At 57.4% G+C, this 19,649-nt stretch carries 15 protein-coding genes; 3 read left to right on the top strand and 12 right to left on the bottom strand.

The genetic code is table 11. From position 1 onward, the window contains the following. Window positions 1-3: 3 nt before the first annotated feature. Window positions 4-336: a thiosulfate sulfurtransferase GlpE gene (gene glpE / locus ACOTW6_RS16445; protein ID WP_062933364.1), complete on the bottom strand. Its 333-nt coding sequence runs from the start codon at window positions 334-336 to the stop codon at window positions 4-6. Between the two features lie 302 nt (window positions 337-638). On the opposite strand from glpE, the gene glpD reads away from it, so the two are divergent. Continuing rightward, window positions 639-2,147, top strand: coding sequence for a glycerol-3-phosphate dehydrogenase (glpD, locus tag ACOTW6_RS16440; RefSeq protein WP_045338551.1), 1,509 nt, complete (start codon window positions 639-641; stop codon window positions 2,145-2,147). Between the two features lie 90 nt (window positions 2,148-2,237). On the opposite strand, the gene glgP is transcribed toward glpD, so the two are convergent. From glgP to asd, 6 genes are all read right to left on the bottom strand, one after another. Then, window positions 2,238-4,685 carry a glycogen phosphorylase gene (gene glgP / locus ACOTW6_RS16435; RefSeq protein ID WP_006812256.1) on the bottom strand — a complete coding sequence of 816 codons (2,448 nt, stop codon included), beginning with the start codon at window positions 4,683-4,685 and terminating at the stop codon, window positions 2,238-2,240. 18 nt (window positions 4,686-4,703) lie between these two features. Further along, a complete protein-coding gene (gene glgA / locus ACOTW6_RS16430) occupies window positions 4,704-6,137 on the bottom strand; it encodes a glycogen synthase GlgA (RefSeq protein ID WP_022649646.1) in 1,434 nt (477 codons plus the stop codon). Continuing rightward, complete coding sequence (glgC, locus tag ACOTW6_RS16425; protein WP_003861582.1) at window positions 6,137-7,432, bottom strand: glucose-1-phosphate adenylyltransferase; 1,296 nt, start codon at window positions 7,430-7,432, stop codon at window positions 6,137-6,139. Before glgC ends, glgA begins: the two co-directional genes overlap by 1 nt. A 17-nt stretch (window positions 7,433-7,449) precedes the next feature. Further along, window positions 7,450-9,423, bottom strand: a complete 1,974-nt coding sequence (glgX, locus tag ACOTW6_RS16420; RefSeq protein ID WP_213789366.1) for a glycogen debranching protein GlgX — start codon at window positions 9,421-9,423, stop codon at window positions 7,450-7,452. Continuing rightward, window positions 9,420-11,606, bottom strand: a complete 2,187-nt coding sequence (glgB, locus tag ACOTW6_RS16415; protein ID WP_047050520.1) for a 1,4-alpha-glucan branching enzyme — start codon at window positions 11,604-11,606, stop codon at window positions 9,420-9,422. Before glgB ends, glgX begins: the two co-directional genes overlap by 4 nt. 239 nt (window positions 11,607-11,845) lie before the next feature. Continuing rightward, window positions 11,846-12,949 carry an aspartate-semialdehyde dehydrogenase gene (gene asd / locus ACOTW6_RS16410; RefSeq protein ID WP_003861575.1) on the bottom strand — a complete coding sequence of 368 codons (1,104 nt, stop codon included), beginning with the start codon at window positions 12,947-12,949 and terminating at the stop codon, window positions 11,846-11,848. Between the two features lie 178 nt (window positions 12,950-13,127). On the opposite strand from asd, the gene yhgN reads away from it, so the two are divergent. Next, window positions 13,128-13,721 (top strand): NAAT family transporter YhgN, encoded by a 594-nt coding sequence (yhgN, locus tag ACOTW6_RS16405; protein WP_003861574.1) that lies wholly within the window; start codon window positions 13,128-13,130, stop codon window positions 13,719-13,721. A gap of 161 nt (window positions 13,722-13,882) precedes the next feature. Here the strand turns inward: yhgN and gntU are convergent, their stop codons facing one another. The 5 genes from gntU to ACOTW6_RS16380 form a co-directional block, all read right to left on the bottom strand. Then, window positions 13,883-15,223 (bottom strand): gluconate transporter, encoded by a 1,341-nt coding sequence (gene gntU, locus ACOTW6_RS16400; RefSeq protein ID WP_014833577.1) that lies wholly within the window; start codon window positions 15,221-15,223, stop codon window positions 13,883-13,885. A gap of 3 nt (window positions 15,224-15,226) precedes the next feature. After that, window positions 15,227-15,754 carry a gluconokinase gene (gene gntK / locus ACOTW6_RS16395; protein WP_003861569.1) on the bottom strand — a complete coding sequence of 176 codons (528 nt, stop codon included), beginning with the start codon at window positions 15,752-15,754 and terminating at the stop codon, window positions 15,227-15,229. 126 nt (window positions 15,755-15,880) lie between these two features. Then, window positions 15,881-16,876, bottom strand: a complete 996-nt coding sequence (gntR, locus tag ACOTW6_RS16390) for a gluconate operon transcriptional repressor GntR (RefSeq protein WP_003861567.1) — start codon at window positions 16,874-16,876, stop codon at window positions 15,881-15,883. Between the two features lie 91 nt (window positions 16,877-16,967). After that, entirely contained in the window at window positions 16,968-17,663 is a 696-nt protein-coding gene (locus ACOTW6_RS16385) for a pirin family protein (RefSeq protein WP_003861565.1), read from the bottom strand. A gap of 123 nt (window positions 17,664-17,786) precedes the next feature. Further along, a complete protein-coding gene (locus tag ACOTW6_RS16380) occupies window positions 17,787-18,824 on the bottom strand; it encodes an oxidoreductase (protein ID WP_213789365.1) in 1,038 nt (345 codons plus the stop codon). 309 nt (window positions 18,825-19,133) lie between these two features. Here ACOTW6_RS16380 and yhhY point away from each other — a divergent pair, with 309 nt between their 5' ends. Beyond that, window positions 19,134-19,622 (top strand): N-acetyltransferase, encoded by a 489-nt coding sequence (yhhY, locus tag ACOTW6_RS16375; protein ID WP_213789364.1) that lies wholly within the window; start codon window positions 19,134-19,136, stop codon window positions 19,620-19,622. Window positions 19,623-19,649: the final 27 nt, after the last annotated feature.

Raw genomic sequence — 19,649 nt, 5'->3', positions numbered from 1 at the left:
GGATCAGCGCTCAAACGCGTATTCAACTTCTGCCGGGAAATGACGATGCCAGGCATCGAAGCCGCCCTCGACGCTGTACACCGCGTCGTAACCCTGCTGGAGCAGATACTGCGCCGCGCCTTTACTGCTGTTGCCGTGATAGCACATCACCATCACCGGGGTATCGAAGTCGTTATCGCGCATAAACGCGCCCAGCGTGTCGTTGGTGAGATGGAACGCGCCCGGCGTGTGGCCCATCGCAAAGCTCTGCGGATCGCGGATGTCCACCAGCACCGCTTTTCCCTGGTGCATCTTCTGGTGGGCTTCTTCTACGTTAATACATTCAAACTGTTCCATGGTGTTCTCTTTCGATTATTCAGATTTTATGCGGCTTGCTGACCCTCACCCCTGCCCTCTCCCTAAAAGGGAGAGGGAGCAAACCATCCCCTCGCCCCTCTGGGGAGAGGGTTAGGGTGAGGGGAGAGGGCATCAGACCGCACTATTTTACCCCGTAGTGTACGTCCTGGCGGCGGGTAAACGCCATTATGTTATCCATATCACTCTAAATTGTTTTTTTGATGTTACCAAAAGCGCGTTCCTTTGCTATTATGAGCGATATCGAACATTTTTGAGCTTTAACGAAAGTGCATGAGGGTGTTATGGAAACCAAAGATCTGATTGTGATAGGCGGTGGCATCAACGGTGCCGGTATTGCGGTTGATGCCGCAGGACGCGGTTTATCCGTGCTGATGCTGGAAGCTAACGATCTCGCCTGCGCGACGTCGTCCGCCAGCTCCAAGCTGATCCACGGTGGCCTGCGCTACCTGGAACACTACGAATTCCGTCTGGTCAGCGAAGCGCTGGCCGAACGCGAAGTGCTGCTGAAAATGGCTCCGCATCTGGCGATCCCGATGCGCTTCCGCCTGCCTCATCGCCCGCATCTGCGTCCGGCGTGGATGATCCGCATTGGTCTGTTTATGTACGATCATCTGGGTAAACGCACCAGCCTGCCGGGTTCGACCGGTTTGCGTTTTGGCTCAGAGTCGGTCCTTAAGCCTGAAATCGTGCGCGGTTTCGAATATTCCGACTGCTGGGTGGACGATGCGCGTCTGGTGCTGGCTAACGCGCAGATGGTCGAGAAGAAAGGCGGCGAGGTGAAAACCCGTACCCGCGCGACCGCCGCACGCCGCGAAAACGGCCTGTGGATTGTGGAAGCGGAAGACGTGGATACCGGCGAGAAGTTCAGCTGGAAAGCGCGCGGCCTGGTGAACGCCACCGGCCCGTGGGTAAAACAGTTCTTCGATGACGGTATGCACCTGCCTTCTCCGTACGGCATCCGCCTGATCAAGGGCAGCCACATTGTGGTGCCGCGTGTGCATACCCAGAAACAGGCTTATATCCTGCAAAACGAAGACAAGCGCATCGTGTTTGTGATCCCGTGGATGGACGAGTTCTCCATCATCGGCACCACCGACGTAGAGTACAAAGGCGATCCGAAAAACGTCGAGATCGACGAGAGTGAAGTCAGCTACCTGTTGAAAGTGTACAACGCGCACTTTAAGAAACAGCTGGCGCGCGATGACGTGGTCTGGACCTACTCCGGCGTGCGTCCGCTGTGTGATGACGAGTCTGACTCACCGCAGGCCATCACCCGTGACTATACGCTTGATATTCATGACGTGGACGGTCAGGCGCCCCTGCTGTCGGTATTTGGCGGTAAGCTCACCACCTACCGTAAACTGGCGGAGCACGCGCTGGAGAAACTGGCGCCGTATTATAAAGGCATCGGCCCGGCGTGGACGAAAGGCGCCGTGCTGCCTGGCGGCGATATCGGCGATAACCGCGACGATTACGCCGCGAAGCTGCGCCGTCGCTTCCCGTTCATTACCGAAGGAATGGCGCGCCACTATGCCCGTACCTACGGCAGTAACACCGAACTGTTCCTCGGCGACGCGAAAGAGATTGCCGATCTGGGCGAGCATTTTGGCCATGAGCTGTACGAAGCCGAGCTGCGCTACCTGGTGGAACACGAATGGGTGCGCCGTCTGGATGATGCCATCTGGCGTCGTACTAAAGAAGGGATGTGGCTGAACGCCGAGCAGCAGTCTCGCGTGGCGCAGTGGTTGCAACAGCATGCGGGAAAGCGTGAATTATCACTGGCGTCCTGAGGGTGACAAAAAATGCCCGGTGGCGCTGCGCTTACCGGGCCTACAGGATCGAGTAGGCCGGGTAAGGCGGAGCCGCCACCCGGCTTTGTTTTACAACCGCACCGGATCAATATGCCAGATATTCTCGGCATACTCTTTGATGGTCCTGTCTGACGAGAAGTATCCCATGTTGGCGATGTTATGCATCGCGGCGCTGGTCCACTTCTCCGGCTGACGGTACAGTTCGTCCACCTTATCCTGACAATCCACGTAGCTGCGGTAATCCGCCAGCACCTGATAGTGATCGCCAAAGTTAATCAGCGAGTCCACCAGATCGCGATAGCGTCCAGGCTCCTCAGGGTTAAACACGCCGGTGGCGATTTGCGTCAGCACCTGGCGTAACTCTTCATCCTCTTCATAATACTCACGCGGCGAGTAGCCCTGCTTGCGCAGCGCCTCCACCTCTTCCGCCGTATTCCCGAAGATAAAGATATTCTCCGCGCCCACATGCTCCAGCATCTCGACATTTGCGCCGTCCAGCGTGCCGATAGTCAGCGCGCCGTTCAGGGCAAACTTCATGTTGCTGGTGCCGGATGCTTCCGTCCCCGCCGTGGAAATCTGCTCAGAGAGATCCGCCGCCGGAATAATCAGCTGCGCCAGGCTTACGCTGTAGTTCGGGATAAACACGACCTTCAGCTTATCGCCAATGTCCGGATCGTGATTCACCACCTTCGCCACATCGTTGATGAGATGGATGATGTGCTTCGCCATGTAGTACGCGGACGCCGCCTTACCGGCAAAGATTTTCACGCGCGGCACCCACTCCGCCGTCGGGTCAGCCTTAATGCGGTTGTAGTGGGTAATAACGTGCAGGACGTTCATCAGCTGACGCTTGTACTCGTGGATACGTTTGATCTGCACGTCGAACAGCGCTTTCGGGTTCGCCACCACGTTCAGATGCAGCGCCAGCCAGACCGACAGACGTTTTTTGTTCAGCAGCTTGGCTTCGCGCACGGCTTTGTTCACCGTCGGGAAATCAATGTGCTGCTCAAGCTCGCTCAGCTGGCTCAAATCGGTGCGCCAGGTGCGGCCAATGTTCTCATCCAGAACGTCGGAGAGCGGCTGGTTCGCCAGCGCCAGCCAGCGGCGCGGGGTGACGCCGTTGGTCACGTTGCAGAAACGCGTCGGGAAGATCTTCGCGAAGTCCGCAAACAGGGACTGCACCATCAGGTTCGAGTGCAGCTCTGACACGCCGTTCACCTTGTGGCTGATCACCACCGCCAGCCAGGCCATGCGTACGCGACGCCCGTTGGATTCATCAATGATCGAGGCGCGGCTCAGCAGACCGGTATCGTTCGGATACTGCTCCTGCAAGGTCTTGAGGAAGTAGTCGTTGATCTCGAAGATGATTTGCAGATGACGCGGCAGGATCTTGCCGAGCATATCCACCGGCCACGTCTCCAGCGCTTCACTCATTAGCGTATGGTTGGTGTACGAGAACACCTGGCAGGTTACTTCAAACGCGTCATCCCAGCTGAACTTATGCTCGTCAATCAGCAGGCGCATCAGCTCAGGGATCGACAGCACCGGATGGGTATCGTTGAGATGAATGGCGGTTTTTTCCGCCAGATTCGCATAGGTCTTGTGCAGCTGATAATGACGGCTGAGGATATCCTGAATCGTTGCCGAGACGAGGAAATACTCCTGACGCAGGCGCAGCTCGCGGCCTGAGTAGGTCGAGTCATCCGGATACAGGACGCGTGACACATTCTCGGAGTGGTTTTTATCTTCCACCGCCGCGAAGTAGTCACCCTGGTTGAATTTACCCAGGTTGATCTCGCTACTGGCCTGCGCGTTCCACAGGCGCAGGGTATTGGTCGCATCGGTGTCGTAGCCGGGGATGATCTGGTCATAGGCCACGGCGAGGATCTCCTCGGTTTCCACCCAGCGGGATTTTTTCCCTTCCTGCTGAATACGCCCGCCAAAACGCACCTTGTAGCGCGTGTTGTGGCGCTTGAACTCCCACGGGTTACCGTACTCGAGCCAGTAGTCCGGGGACTCTTTCTGACGACCATCCACGATGTTCTGCTTGAACATACCGTAGTCGTAGCGAATACCGTAGCCGCGCCCCGGCAGCGCCAGCGTCGCCAGTGAATCGAGGAAACAGGCGGCAAGTCGCCCGAGACCACCGTTACCCAGCCCCGGGTCGTTCTCTTCGTCAATCAGCTCTTCTAAATCCAGCCCCATCTCTTCCAGTGCGTTTTTGACGTCGTCATAAATCCCGAGCGATAACAGCGCATTGGAGAGGGTGCGACCAATCAGAAACTCCATCGACAGGTAATACACCTGCCGCGTCTCCTGCGAAAGCTGGGCGCGGTTAGAGCGCAGCCAGCGTTCGACCATACGGTCACGCACCGCAAACAGCGTGGCGTTCAGCCACTCATGTTTGTTGGCAATAACGGGATCTTTCCCAATGGTAAACATCAGCTTATAGGCGATGGAGTGTTTCAACGCCTCAACGCTGAGCGTGGGGGAAGAGTAGCTAAATGGAGCATTCATATCAGTAACTTCGCCTCGTTACATCAAGCGTTGATAAAGGTCGCGGTAGGACTGCGCCGCAACGTGCCAGCCAAAGTCCATGGACATCGCCTGACGTTGTACGTAACGCCACAGGGATGGACGGGACCACAAGACGAAAGCACGCCGGATCGCCCGAAGCAGCGACCAGGCATTACTGTCCTCGAAAACAAACCCGCTGGCGATACCATCCGCCAGGTTTTCCAGGGAGCTGTCAGACACCGTATCCGCCAGCCCGCCCGTGCGGCGCACCAGCGGCAACGTGCCGTATTTCAGACCATAGAGCTGCGTCAGGCCGCAGGGCTCGAAGCGGCTCGGCACCAGAATCACGTCCGCGCCGCCCATGATGCGGTGCGAAAACGCTTCATGATAGCCAATCTGCACGCCCACCTGCCCCGGATGTTCCGCCGCGGCCGCGAGGAAACCTTCCTGCAATACCGGGTCGCCCGCGCCGAGCAGCGCCAGCTGGCCGCCCTGCTCCAGTAATCCCGGCAGCGCTTCCAGCACCAGATCCAGCCCTTTCTGGCTGGTCAGGCGGCTGACCACCGCAAACAGCGGCACCTTGTCGTTGACCTTCAGCCCCATCGCAATCTGTAGCTGGCGTTTGTTCTCCGCTTTGTCCTCCACGGAGTCGCGACCATAGCGCGCCGCCAGCAGGAGGTCCGTTTCCGGATTCCAGATCTGTTCATCCACGCCGTTCAGAATGCCCGACAGACGACCTTCACGGTGGCGCTGTTGCAGCAGCCCTTCCATACCGTAACCGAACTCCGGCTGGGTAATTTCCCGCGCGTAGGTTGGGCTGACCGCCGTGATGTGGTCGGCGTAGTACAGACCCGCCTTCAGGAACGAAATCTGTCCGTTAAACTCCAGCCCGTGCATGTTAAAGAACGACCATGGCAGATCGATGTCATTCATATGATGCGCGTAATACATGCCCTGATACGCCAGGTTGTGCACCGTAAACACCGATTTGGCCGGGTGCCCCTTCGCCGCCAGATACGCAGGAGCCAGCCCCGCGTGCCAGTCGTGCGCGTGCACCACGTTCGGACGCCAGAACGGATCCAGCCCGACGGCCATCTCCGCCCCCACCCAGCCGAGCAGGGCAAAGCGCAGCACGTTATCGGTATAGGCGTACAGGTTGGTATCGTGATACGGGCTGCCGGGTCGATCGTATAAATGCGGGGCATCAATCAGGTAAATCCCTACGCCATTGTAATGTCCAAACAGCAGGGTGATACGTCCCGCGAAGGTCTCGCGACGGGTAACAACCTTTGCATCGGGAATACCACGCCGGATATCCGGAAAAGCGGGCAACAACACACGGGTATCCACCCCTCCGGCAATTTGCGCCGCCGGTAGTGCACCAAGAACATCCGCCAGTCCGCCCGTTTTTAACAACGGGAACATCTCAGAACATACGTGTAAAACCTGCATCATCGCTCCTGTTTGATTTGCAGCTTCCGCAACATTTCCCGTGTTACTAACACGATCCCCTCTTCCGAACGGTAGAAACGACGCGCATCTTCTTCCGCGTTTTCCCCAATCACCATCCCTTCGGGAATGACGCAGGCACGGTCGATAACGCAGCGACGCAGACGACATGAGCGCCCTACCCAGACATCTGGCAGCAGGACTGCCGAATCGATATTACAGAATGAGTTTATACGCACGCGCGGGAACAGCACGGACTGCACCACCACCGAACCGGAGATAATGCACCCGCCAGAGACCAGCGAGTTGAGCGTCATGCCGTGGCTGCCGGAGCGGTCCTGGACGAACTTCGCCGGCGGCAGCGATTCCATATGGGTGCGAATCGGCCAGTTCTGGTCGTACATATCCAGCTCAGGCGTGACGGATGCCAGATCGAGGTTGGCTTTCCAGTACGCTTCCAGCGTTCCCACATCGCGCCAGTAAGGTTCCGCATTCGGATCGGACTGCACGCAGGACAGCGGGAAGGGATGTGCATACGCCATGCCAGCTTTGGTGATTTTCGGGATAATGTCTTTGCCGAAGTCGTGGCTGGAGTTCTCGTCTTTGTCGTCCTCTTCCAGCAGTTCATAAAGGTAATCGGCATCAAAGACATAGATCCCCATGCTGGCGAGCGATTTGGTGTCGTCACCCGGCATGGTTGGCGGGTTCGCCGGTTTTTCGACAAAGTCGATAATCTTGTCGTCGCCATCTACATGCATCACGCCAAACGCGGTTGCCTCCGCAACAGGCACCGGCAGACACGCCACGGTGCAGCGCGCCCCTTTTTCGACGTGGTCGATCAGCATGTGGGAGTAATCTTGCTTGTAGATGTGGTCCCCGGCGAGGATAACGATGTATTCCGCGTTATAGCGGCGAATGATGTCGAGGTTCTGGGTCACGGCATCCGCCGTGCCGCGGTACCAGTTCTCCCCGTGAACGCGCTGCTGCGCCGGGAGCAGATCGACAAACTCGTTCATCTCTTCGCTGAAGAATGACCAGCCGCGCTGAATGTGCTGCACCAGCGTGTGCGACTGATACTGGGTAATGACGCCAATACGGCGAATGCCTGAGTTCAGGCAGTTGGACAGTGCAAAATCGATAATACGGAACTTACCACCAAAGTGAACGGCCGGTTTGGCGCGCTTGATGGTCAAATCTTTCAGACGGGTACCACGCCCGCCCGCGAGTATCAGGGCAACTGTTTTTAATGGTAGCTGGCGCGCCAACATTAACGGATCGTTCTTCTCTAATCTAACCATGACTAACTCCTTTTTTATCATCTTTGGAATACGCACACTCCGTGCGCAGGCCCGTGCCAGACAGCCATAACAACCGGATTATCCGCTCCGGCAAAGGGAGGAATGGCTCGCCACTCCCCGTCAGGTAAAACAATCTCTGCGACGTCATCCGTCGCGTTCAGCGTCACCAGCCACGCATCCGAAAGCAGGATTTGCAGACAGGGTATGCCGTGTTGCCACTCTTGCGCGCTTAACGGTTGCGCGTCTTTGTTCAGCCAGCGAACGTTGCCGTCGCCCTCTTCCCACCAGCGGTCAGCGGTGAGCGCGGGGATGCGCTGGCGAAGATGGATCAGCGCCGCGGTGAAATGGGTCAGTCCGCTGTTCGCTTCTCCCCAGTCGAGCCAGGTCAGGGTGTTGTCCTGGCAATAGGCGTTGTTGTTGCCGTGCTGGCTGTGGCCGTGCTCATCTCCCGCCAGCAGCATCGGCGTGCCCTGCGACAACAAAAGCGTCGTCAGCAGCGCATGAACGCTGGCGCGTCGCCGCTCGATCACATCCAGACTTCCGTCTAACCCTTCTATACCATGGTTAAAGCTATGGTTATTGTTAGTCCCATCGCGATTCTCTTCGCCGTTTGCCTCATTGTGTTTCTGATTGAAACAAACGCAGTCGCGCAGCGTAAAACCGTCGTGCGCCGTCACCAGGTTAATGGTGGCCGACGGACGTTTGCCGTCACGCTTGAAGAGATCGCTGGAGCCGGCAAAGCGACCGGCAAACTCCCCCAGCGACAGATCGCGCGTCAGCCAGAAGCGGCGGATGGCATCGCGGAAGTGGTCGTTCCACTCGGCAAACAGCGGCGGGAAATTCCCCACCTGATAACCGCCCTCACCGATGTCCCAGGGTTCCGCAATCAGCTTCACCTTTGAGAGCACCGGGCAGTTTTTGATGGCCTCAAACAGCGGCGCCTGCTGGCTGAACGCCGGGGTGCGCCCCATCACCGGCGCCAGGTCGAAGCGAAAACCGTCTACGTGGAACGTCTCAACCCAGTATTTCAGGCACTCGTACGCGTAATGCGTAACGGCCGGATGACTGAGGTTGAGGGTGTTACCGCACCCGGTCCAGTTCTCGTAATCGCCGTCGTCCCTGATCCAATAATAGCTACGGTTATCGATTCCGCGCTGTGAGAGCGTCGGGCCGTCAAGATCGCTTTCCGCACTGTGGTTCAGCACCACGTCCAGAATGACCTCGATACCCGCCGCGTGAAGCGCCTTCACCGCATCGCGAAACTCATCCCGTGCCTTCTCCGGCTGCACTGCGTAGCGCGGGTCGAGGGCGAACATCGCCAGCGGGTTGTAGCCCCAGTAGTTGCTTAACCCAAGACGCTGTAGCCGCGGCTCGCTGGCGAAATGCGCCACGGGCAACAGCTCCAGCGCGGTGATCCCTAAGTGCTTCAGGTACGCGACCATCGTCGGATGCCCAAGCGCTTTGTAGGTGCCGCGCATCTCTTTGGGAATTGACGGGTGCAGATACGTCAGCCCTTTGACGTGGGCTTCATAAATAACGGTGTTGCCCCACGGCGTGCGCGGCGGGGCATCGTCTTCCCAGTCGTAGAGATCGTGCACCACCACGCTTTTGGGCGCGACGGGCGCGCTGTCGCGGTGGTCAGGTTCGCCGTAGCCAACGTGGAACAGCGGGTCATCTTTAAACTCACCGTCCACGCGGTGCGCGCACGGGTCAATCAGCAGCTTCGCCGGGTTAAACCAGTGCCCCTGAGAAGGCTCCCAGGGGCCGTGTACGCGAAAACCGTAGTGCATCCCCGGTCGTCCTCCGGCCAGGTAGCCATGCCAGGTATCCCCCGTGCGCGACGGTAAATCGTAACGGTGCTCGTTACCTTCCCCGTCAAAGACACAGAGTTCCACCCGCTCCGCGTGAGCGGAAAAGAGCGTGAAGTTCACCCCCTTTCCGTCAAAGCGCGCCCCGAGCGGTTCGGGTTTACCTGCCGTGAGCTGCGTCATTCTCCCTCCCGCACCAGCCAGATTGTGCCAAGCGGCGGCAGCGTCAGGCTCAGGGAGTTCGGACGGCCGTGGCTTTCAATGGCATCGCTCTGCACCAGCCCGCCGTTACCGGCGTTGCTGCCGTGGTAGTGCATGGAGTCGGTATTGAGAATTTCGCGCCATTTGCCCGGCTGGTTAATGCCGAAGCGGTAGTGTTCGCGCGGCACCGGCGTGAAGTTGCTGGCGACGATGATCTCGTTACCCGCCTTGTCGCGGCGCACAAAGACAAACACCGAGCGCTCGTGGTCGTCCACCACCAGCCACTCAAAGCCGTACGGATCGAAGTCCAGCTCGTGCAGCGCTTTATGGTGGCGATAGGTCAGGTTCAGGTCGCGGACCAGACGCTGTACGCCATGGTGCCAGTTGTCCGCACCTTCCAGCAGATGCCAGTCAAGGCTGGTATCGTGGTTCCATTCGCGCCCCTGGGCAAATTCGTTACCCATAAACAGCAGCTTTTTGCCCGGGAAGGCGAACATCCAGCCGTAGTAGGCGCGCAGGTTGGCAAACTTCTGCCACGCGTCCCCCGGCATGCGGTCGAGAATGGATTTCTTGCCGTGCACCACTTCATCGTGCGACAGCGGCAGCATGAAGTTTTCGGTGTAGTTGTAGAGCAGCCCGAAGGTAAGCTTATCGTGGTGATACTGACGATAAACCGGGTCGAGCTTCATGTAGTCGAGCGTGTCGTGCATCCAGCCGAGGTTCCACTTGTACCAGAAGCCCAGTCCGCCCATTGACGGTGGACGGGAAACGCCCGGGAAGTCGGTGGACTCTTCCGCCATGGTTACGGCGCCTTCCACCTGCTCGCCGATAATGCGGTTGGTGTTGCGCAGAAACTCAATCGCTTCGAGGTTTTCACGCCCGCCATACTCGTTCGGGATCCACTCCCCCTCTTTGCGGCTGTAGTCGCGGTAAATCATCGACGCCACCGCATCCACGCGCAGGGCATCAATGCCGAAACGTTCGATCCAGTACAGCGCGTTCCCGACCAGGTAGTTCGATACTTCACGGCGACCGTAGTTGTAGATCAGCGTGTTCCAGTCCTGGTGATAGCCTTCGCGCGGGTCGCTGTGCTCGTACAGCTTCGTGCCGTCGAACTCTGCCAGCGCAAAATCGTCCGACGGGAAGTGGCCCGGCACCCAGTCGAGGATCACGTTCAGCCCGGCGGCGTGCGCGGCATCGATGAAATAGCGGAAGTCATCGCGCGTGCCGAAGCGGCGCGTGGGCGCATACAGCCCGGTTGGCTGATAGCCCCAGCTGCCGTCAAATGGGTGTTCGTTGATCGGCAGCAGCTCCAGATGGGTAAAGCCCATCCATTTGGCGTACGGCACCAGCTGGTCCGCCAGCTCGCGATAGCTCAGCCAGAAGTTGTTATCGGTGTGGCGACGCCACGAGCCGAGATGCACTTCATAGACGGAGATTGGCGCATCAAAGCGGTTGGCCTGCTTGCGTTCTTCCGTCTGGACAACCTTCTCCGGCAGGCCGCAAATCAGCGAGGCGGTATTCGGGCGCAGTTCGGCCTCAAAAGCGTAAGGGTCGGATTTAATGCGCAGCTTGCCGTTGGCATCGATCATCTCGAATTTGTAGAGCTGACCGTTGTGCGCACCGGGGATAAACAGTTCCCAGATGCCGGTTTCCCGGCGCAGGCGCATGGGGTGACGACGACCGTCCCAGTAGTTGAACTGCCCGACGACGGAGACGCGCTGGGCGTTTGGCGCCCATACGGCAAAACGCGTGCCGGTGATACCGTCCATGGTATCCGCATGGGCACCCAGCGTTTCGTAGGGGCGTAAATGGGTCCCTTCGGACAGCAGCCAGGCGTCCATCTCTTTTAAGAGCGGGCCGAAGCTATAGGGATCGTCAATCAGGTTTTGCTGACCGTGCCAGATAACGGCAAGCTGATAACGAAAAGGATTTTTACGGCGGGGCATGACGCCCGAGAAGAAGCCACGCGAGTCGAGGCATTCCAGATTACCCACCTTGCGGCCGGTTTTGGGTTCGATAACCCACACTTCTGTTGCATCCGGTAACAGCGCCCGAACTTCCAGCCCGGCGTCAGTACGGTGCATCCCTAGCACAGAAAAGGGGTCGGCAAAGTGACCCGCAATAAGCGCATTAATCACGTCTCTCGAAATACGATCGGACATGGTATTCATCCTGTTTTTTTATGTCGCCCTTTTTACGCGCTCCGGGACGACTTTTAATGTGACCTAAACGGTGCAGTTAATCCTCTCTGCTCCGCCCTACCCTCAGGTGAGAAATAAATCTTCCTTAAAGCATAGCCAACGTCGTGGGTCCTCCTGATAAAAAATAAGACATCTGCGTTTTACTCCATGTAGTACGCAAAAAAAGGGGGTGACAATCACCCCCCGTGTTTAACAAATTATTACGCCAGCTGGCGCAGCATGCGGCGCAGCGGCTCGGCAGCACCCCACAGCAGCTGGTCGCCAACGGTGAACGCGGAGAGGTACTCCGGCCCCATGTTCAGCTTGCGCAGACGACCAACCGGGGTGGTCAGCGTGCCGGTCACGGCGGCCGGGGTCAGTTCGCGCATGGTGATATCGCGATCGTTTGGCACCACTTTCGCCCACGGGTTATGCGCGGCCAGCAGCTCTTCCACGGTCGGAATAGACACATCTTTTTTCAGTTTAATGGTGAAGGCCTGGCTGTGGCAGCGCAGCGCGCCGATACGCACGCACAGACCGTCAACCGGAATGGTGTTCGCGGTGCCGAGGATTTTGTTGGTCTCAGCCTGGCCCTTCCACTCTTCGCGGGTCTGGCCGTTATCCAGCTGTTTGTCGATCCACGGGATCAGGCCACCGGCCAGCGGTACGCCAAAGTTATCCACCGGCAGCTCGCCGCTGCGGGTGAGCTGAGTGACTTTACGCTCGATGTCGAGGATGGCGGACGCCGGGTCTGCCAGCTCGGCAGCGACGCTCTGGTGCAGCTGGCCCATCTGGGTCAGCAGCTCGCGCATATGACGCGCGCCGCCGCCGGAGGCCGCCTGGTAGGTCGCCACGGAGACCCACTCCACCAGATCCTGCGCGAACAGGCCGCCGAGGGACATCAGCATCAGGCTGACGGTGCAGTTACCGCCAACAAAGGTTTTCACGCCGTTGTTAAGCCCGTCGGTGATGACGCCCTGGTTAACCGGGTCGAGAATAATGATGGCATCGTCTTTCATGCGAAGCGAAGAGGCCGCGTCAATCCAGTAGCCCTGCCAGCCGCTTTCACGCAGCTTCGGATAGATTTCGTTGGTATAATCGCCGCCCTGGCAGGTCACAATAATGTCGAGTGCCTTCAGCGCTTCCAGATCGTAAGCATCCTGCAACGTGCCTGTGGTACCCCCAAAGGACGGTGCAGCCTGGCCGAGCTGGGAAGTGGAGAAGAAGACCGGGCGGATGGCGTCGAAATCGCGCTCTTCAACCATGCGTTGCATGAGTACAGAGCCGACCATACCGCGCCAGCCGATAAAACCAACGTTTTTCATAGCATTTTTTTCCTGCAAGGGGTGTGTGCTGATTGTGCAAGCCAGTATTGAACTGGGATATGCTTCACATTACAAAATGCTGCCAAAGTCGCAAGCGAAATTAATCGATGATTGCCCGGCAATCAGAAAAAGTGCTAATCATCGCAATGACCACAATAAGTATCAGGGATAATTTAAGATGAGTGAAATCATTTCCGCAGCGGTTTTATTGATCCTGATTATGGATCCGCTCGGTAATCTGCCGATCTTCATGTCGGTGCTGAAGCATACCGAGCCGAAGCGCCGCCGGGCGATCATGATCCGCGAGCTGCTCATCGCCCTGCTGGTGATGTTTATCTTCCTGTTCGCCGGGGAAAAAATCCTCGCTTTCCTGAACTTACGCGCCGAAACGGTCTCCATTTCCGGCGGGATAATTTTGTTCCTGATTGCCATTAAGATGATTTTCCCGAGCGCGGAGGGCAGCAGCAGCGGCCTGCCTGCGGGTGAAGAGCCGTTTATCGTGCCGCTGGCAATTCCGCTGGTCGCCGGGCCAACGATTCTGGCGACGCTGATGCTGCTGTCGCATCAGTATCCGAATCAGATGAGCCATCTGGTGATTGCCCTGCTGATCGCCTGGGGCGGGACGTTTATTATCCTGTTGCAGTCGTCGCTGTTCCTGCGCCTGCTGGGTGAGAAAGGGGTGAACGCGCTGGAGCGCCTGATGGGGCTGATTCTGGTGATGATGGCAACGCAGATGTTCCTGGACGGGATCCGGGCGTGGATGAAAGGGTGAAGATGTAAAAAAGCCGGGTGGCGCTTGCGCTTACCCGGCCTACGGGACCTGAGTTTTTTGTAGGTCGGGTAAGGCGAAGCCGCCACCCGACAAAATACGCCCTCTGCGGCCTGATGCCCTCACCCCAGCCCTCTCCCACGGGGAGAGGGAGAAAACCGGGATTAGCTCAGCAGCGTAAACGCAATCATCCCGACAATCGCACCCGTCGTGCCGAGGATGGTTTCCATCAGCGTCCAGGTTTTCAGGGTTTGCGCTTCGGTTGCGCCGGTAAATTTACCGAACAGCCAGAAGCCTGCATCGTTCACGTGAGAAACCACAATCGAGCCACCCGCGATACAGATAGAGAGCGCTGCCATCTGCGCGCCGGAGTAGTTCAGCTGTTCAATCACCGGCATCACCAGACCCACGGCGGTTAAGCACGCTACGGTCGCGGAGCCCTGAATGATACGTACCGCCGCGGCCAGCACGAAACAGGTGACTGCAATCGGCAGCCCCATCCCGGTCAGCGCTTCGCCCAGCGCCGGACCAACGCCGGAATCCACCAGCACCTGCTTGAACACGCCGCCCGCCCCGATCACCAGCAGGATAATCCCCGCCGGTTGCAGCGCGGCGCCGCAAATCTCCATTACGCGGTCTTTCGGCATGCCCTGACGCATCGCCAGGCCATAAATTGCTACCAGACACGCCACCAGGATCGCGGTGAACGGATGACCAATAAACTCGAACCATTCGTAAGCGGTTGACCCCACCGGCACAAAGCGTGCAGCGATGGTTTTCAGGCCCACCAGCACCAGCGGCAGCAGGATCAGCGACAGGCTGAAGCCGAAGGACGGCATTTTGCCCTCGCCCAGGTGCGGCTCGGTGATGTCATCCGGAATGTGCAGCTCAACGTAGCGGCTGATGAAGTTGCCCCACAGCGGACCGGCGATAATCATCCCCGGAATTGCCGCGCACAGGCCAATCAGGATCATCCAGCCAAAGTCAGCATGCATCTGGGAGGCCAGCAGCATCGGCGCAGGCCCCGGCAGCAGGAACGCCGCCGCAGCCGCCACGCCCGCAAACAGCGGAATGACCAGCTTCACGAGGTTGGTACCGGTATGGCGCGCCATGGAGAACGCCACGCTAATCAGCAGCACCACCGCCACTTCAAAGAACAGCGGCAGCGCGCAAATCAGACCAGCCAGACCAATCGCGTAGTGCGCACGGCTGTGCCCGAAGGATTTCAGCATCTTGACGGCAATCTGGTCGACCGCGCCCGTCTCGTGCAAAATCTTGCCAAACATCGCGCCCAGCGCCACCACAATGGCCAGGAAGCCGAGCGTGCCGCCCATCCCTTTTTCCATCGTCGCCGCGATTTTGTCGAGCGGCATGCCGGAAAAGAGACCGGCACCAATAGAAACCACCATCAAAGCAACGAAGGCGTGCATACGTGCCTTCATCACTAAAAACAGCAGCAGCAATACGGAACCCACTGCTGTCAAAACTAGCGTTAATGTACTCAAAACTTACTGCCTTTTATTAATAACCTCGATGGTGCTGGCAACAACACCTTCCAGCGGCTGATCGATATCAACCACTAAGACATCCTGTTCGTCAGCACCCGGCTCCTGCAATGCCTCGAACTGCGTTACCAGCATCTGGGTTTTGAAGAAGTGGCCTTTACGCGCCTTCAGGCGGCTTTCAATCACCCCGAAATCACCTTTCAGGTAGATGAAAGAGAGGTTCGGGTTGCCGTCGCGCAGCAGGTCGCGATAGGTTTTTTTCAGCGCGGAACAGACGATCAGGGAGACTTTATTGGTGCGCTGCATCGCGAACGCGGCGTCATTCAGCGCCTGCAACCATGGTTTGCGGTCGTCGTCGTTCAGCGGCTCGCCGGAAGCCATTTTCATGATGTTGCTGCGCGGATGGAGGAAGTCACCATCAAGAAAGGCAGCCTGGAGTTGATGCGCCACTTCGCTCGCCACGGCAGATTTACCGCTACCGGACACGCCCATCAGGACGTAAACGTGGTGATCGTGATTAGTCGTGCTCAAAGGGTGTCCCTCAGTCAATTGTTACGGGTAACAGTTATCGGTAACATTGTCCTGCCGGGGCATATGAGAAGCAATATCCAAACGTGCGCGAAGTGAATAAGTGTGAGCTACTTCAAATTTGTCGGATTAAATAGATCCACCTGGTGACAAGGTGAAACCTAAATCTAACATTTTAGGAGTAACTGCCTCACCACGAATGCGCGCCAGCAGGCGTTCTGCACCAATGCGGCCCATGCGTTCACGCGGGGTCAGGACGCTCGCCAGACGCGGCTCCATCACCTGGCCAATGTCGTGGCCGTGGAAGCCGGCAATCGCCATATCATCCGGGATTTTTAAACCCAGACGCTGGCACTCAAACGCGGCGCCGACCGCAAGGTCATCGTTGGTGCAGAAAATACCGTCCAGTTGCGGATACTCGCGTCGCGCCTGACGCATCAGCTCAATGCCCGACGTGTAAGAAGAAGATTGCTCCACCATCACGCTGTACGGGGTTAAACCGGCGTCGAGCATCGCCTGCTCGTATCCCTTCTGTTTGATGATAGTACGTTCATCCAGACGCGCACCCAGATAGGCCACATGGCGATGACCACGGGCGATGATCGCCGCCGTCATCTGACGCGCCGCTTCAAAGTTATCGAACCCCACGGCGATGTCGAGGCACGGCGACTGGCTGTCCATCAGTTCCACCACCGGAATGCCTGCCACTTCAATCATTTTCAGCGTGCGCGGGGTGTGAGTACGTTCCGTTAAAATCAGGCCGTCGATGTTCCAGGAAAGCATCGATTCAAGACGTTCCTCTTCCAGTTCCGGCTTGTACCCGTAGTGGGCGAGCATGGTCTGATAGCCAAACGCATCGGTGACGCTTTCGATGCCACGCAGCACTTCGGCGAATACCTGGTTGGTTAAGGAAGGAAGCAGGACGCCCACCGCACGGCTGGTCGCATTGGAGAGAATATCGGGCGCGCGGTTGGGGATATAACCCAGTTCATCAAGGGCGGCGGCAATCTTGCCACGCAACGCCACGGAAACCTGTTCCGGGTTACGTAAAAAACGGCTGACCGTCATTTTGGTCACACCGACGCGATCGGCGACATCCTGAAGTACGGGGCGTTTCTTTTTCATCGTCCTGAGAAATCTTGAAGTGAGAGATTTGCTCAGTTTATCACGGACAAAGCTCAACCTTCCCCGTTTAAAGGGAAGGTTGAGAAATTATTTAGACCGGCGGCAGGTCAAACAGCAGAATTTCACTTTCGCTGTCGGCATGCACGGAGAGCGCCTGCTCATCCCAGACTGCCAGGCCATCGGCGGTTGTCGCTTTGGTGCCGTTGATGGACACCTCCCCTTTCACCACCTGGATCCACACGCGGCGGTTGGCGGCAATCTGGTGTACAGACTGTTCATCTTTCGCCAGCGCCCAGCGGTACAGCTCCATATCCTGATGCACTTTCAGGGAACCTTCACGCGCATCCGGGGAGAGCACCAGCTGTTTGCCCTGTTTCGCGTCGAAGCGGCGCTGCTCGTAGCGTGGCGTGATGCCGGTCTCTTCTGGAATGATCCAGATTTGATACAGGTGCAGTTTTTCCGTTTTGCTCGGGTTGTACTCCGAGTGACGCACCCCGGTCCCCGCGCTCATAATCTGGAACTCGCCCGCCGGAACCTGCTCTTTGTTGCCCATGCTGTCCTGGTGCTCAACCGCCCCTTCCAGCACATAGGTCAGGATTTCCATGTCTTTGTGCGGGTGGGTACCGAAGCCCTGGCCTGCATCAATCACGTCGTCGTTAATGACGCGCAGTGCGGAGAAGCCCATAAAGTTCGGGTCGTAGTAGTCGGCAAACGAGAATGAATGCCATGAGTCCAGCCAGCCATGATTCGCGTGACCACGTTCGTTTGCTTTGCGTAAGTAGATCATTGTTTTCACCCTCAGTTCGTTTCGATGGAGTAAGTGTGGACGCAAACGCCCTGGGATCATAGAGGGTGAAAATTGACTCCTCTGTTCAAAAATTTAGAACAAGCGAAGAGGAGCCATTTTTGCTTATCTGGCGAGGGTTACCGTGGCAGGAGAAGCCTGTTCGAAGGCCCGTTCGAGGATTTCCAGATTGGTCAGAACGTCAGATTCCTTGACGTAATTCGGCGCACCGTTGGTGAGGGTGTCATACAGCGCATCGTAGACGCGTCCATAGTCGCCCGTTTCCGGCTTCAGCGCTTCCCTGACCGTCACGCCCTCGTCGTTCACGTACTCCAGAACGCCCACGGAATCATCTGCCGCAAAGCCCGGTTCACCCGGCATGATATTGGCCTTCAGGCTGGTCTCCTGCTGGTCAATACCGTACTTGATAAAGGAGCCTTTCTTGCCGTGAACGATAAATTTCGGGTAGTCGATTTTCACCAGATGGCTGGTTTTAACGATGGCTTTCAGGTCGCCGTAGAACAGCTGCGCTTCAAAGGTATCGTCCGGGTTGGCCTTATTGCGCAGGCTGCGGATGTCATACGCCACGTGGTCCGGGCGGCCAAACAGGGAGATGATCTGGTCCATGGTGTGCACACCCAGACCATAGAACGATCCGTCCTGCGGCAGCCCGGGCTGGATTTCCGCCACCGGGCGGTAGTAATCGAAGTGGCTTTCGATTTCCACGATCTCGCCGAGTTTGCCGCTTTCAATTGCCTTTTTTGCCGTCAGGAAGCAGCTGTCAAAGCGACGGTTCTGGTACGGCGTGACGGTCAGCCCTTTGCTTTTCGCCAGCGCGAACAGCTCCTTCGCTTCGGCGATGGTCGGGGTGAACGGTTTTTCCACCAGCACGTTTTTACCCGCTTCCAGCGCGCGTTTCGCGTAGTCAAAGTGGCTGTCGGCGTGGGTACAGACCACTACCAGCTTCACCTGCGGGTCGTTAAGCACCTCATCAAGATCGCTGGTGAAATGAATATGGGAATACTGCGGAGACTGCTCTTCTGGCTTCGCGCGGCGGCGATAGATATGGGCCACGTGCCAGGTCTCTTTTCGGTTAAGAACATACGGAAGGTGGTAACGCGTGGTGCTTTTGCCAAATCCAATAAATGCACAATGTAGTGTCATGGCTCAGTCCTTTTGGAAGGTTACTGAGTTTTACCATAGCGCATGTTTTGCCCTCACCCCAGCCCTCTCCCACAGGGAGAGGGAGAAAAAGGACAAAAAAAAGCCAGCGAGAAGCTGGCTAAAGTAATACTGGAAGCAATGTGAGCAATGTCGTGCTTTCAGGTTCCCGTAGAGGTCTTCCTGAATGCAGAGCAATAATAATCATTCTCATTCGCACTTGTCCAACACTTTTTGCAAAAAATAGCGATTGACTCAACTTTTAAAGTCACTGATGTTGGAGGGGACTTTTTACTGACTGAGGAACAAGGAATGAGTGAGATAGTGATACGCCACGCTGAACCGAAAGATTACGACGCCATTCGTCAGATCCACGCCCAGCCGGAGGTGTACCACAACACGCTACAGGTTCCTCATCCTTCAATGGAAATGTGGCAAATGCGGCTAGGCGAACAGCCGGGCATTAAACAGCTGGTTGCCTGCATTGATGATATCGTGGTCGGCCACCTCACCATTGATGTCGCCCAGCGACCACGCCGCAGCCACGTTGCCGATTTCGGTATCTGCGTTGGCGCGCAGTGGCATAACCGCGGCGTGGCCAGCGCGCTGATTCGCACCATGATCGATATGTGCGACAACTGGCTGCGCGTCGACCGCATCGAGTTAACGGTGTTTGTGGATAACGAACCGGCAATCGCGGTGTACAAAAAGCACGGGTTTGAGGTTGAAGGCACCGGCAGGCGCTACGCCCTGCGCAACGGCGAGTATGTGGATGCGTATTATATGGCGCGTATGAAGTAGTTTGTTGCCGGGTGGCGGCTTCGCCTT

Origin of the sequence: Enterobacter cloacae complex sp. IR5403 (assembly GCF_049238705.1) — a bacterium.
Lineage (GTDB): Bacteria > Pseudomonadota > Gammaproteobacteria > Enterobacterales > Enterobacteriaceae > Enterobacter > Enterobacter hormaechei_C.
This window is presented reverse-complemented; position numbering and strand designations above follow the sequence as displayed.

What these genes read in the sequence shown, in the direction of transcription:
- glpE (WP_062933364.1), bottom strand. Translation starts at nt 336, where the DNA reads ATGGAACAGTTTGAATGTATTAACGTAGAAGAAGCCCACCAGAAGATG.
- glpD (WP_045338551.1), top strand. Translation starts at nt 639, where the DNA reads ATGGAAACCAAAGATCTGATTGTGATAGGCGGTGGCATCAACGGTGCC.
- glgP (WP_006812256.1), bottom strand. Translation starts at nt 4,685, where the DNA reads ATGAATGCTCCATTTAGCTACTCTTCCCCCACGCTCAGCGTTGAGGCG.
- glgA (WP_022649646.1), bottom strand. Translation starts at nt 6,137, where the DNA reads ATGCAGGTTTTACACGTATGTTCTGAGATGTTCCCGTTGTTAAAAACG.
- glgC (WP_003861582.1), bottom strand. Translation starts at nt 7,432, where the DNA reads ATGGTTAGATTAGAGAAGAACGATCCGTTAATGTTGGCGCGCCAGCTA.
- glgX (WP_213789366.1), bottom strand. Translation starts at nt 9,423, where the DNA reads ATGACGCAGCTCACGGCAGGTAAACCCGAACCGCTCGGGGCGCGCTTT.
- glgB (WP_047050520.1), bottom strand. Translation starts at nt 11,606, where the DNA reads ATGTCCGATCGTATTTCGAGAGACGTGATTAATGCGCTTATTGCGGGT.
- asd (WP_003861575.1), bottom strand. Translation starts at nt 12,949, where the DNA reads ATGAAAAACGTTGGTTTTATCGGCTGGCGCGGTATGGTCGGCTCTGTA.
- yhgN (WP_003861574.1), top strand. Translation starts at nt 13,128, where the DNA reads ATGAGTGAAATCATTTCCGCAGCGGTTTTATTGATCCTGATTATGGAT.
- gntR (WP_003861567.1), bottom strand. Translation starts at nt 16,876, where the DNA reads ATGAAAAAGAAACGCCCCGTACTTCAGGATGTCGCCGATCGCGTCGGT.
- ACOTW6_RS16385 (WP_003861565.1), bottom strand. Translation starts at nt 17,663, where the DNA reads ATGATCTACTTACGCAAAGCAAACGAACGTGGTCACGCGAATCATGGC.
- ACOTW6_RS16380 (WP_213789365.1), bottom strand. Translation starts at nt 18,824, where the DNA reads ATGACACTACATTGTGCATTTATTGGATTTGGCAAAAGCACCACGCGT.
- yhhY (WP_213789364.1), top strand. Translation starts at nt 19,134, where the DNA reads ATGAGTGAGATAGTGATACGCCACGCTGAACCGAAAGATTACGACGCC.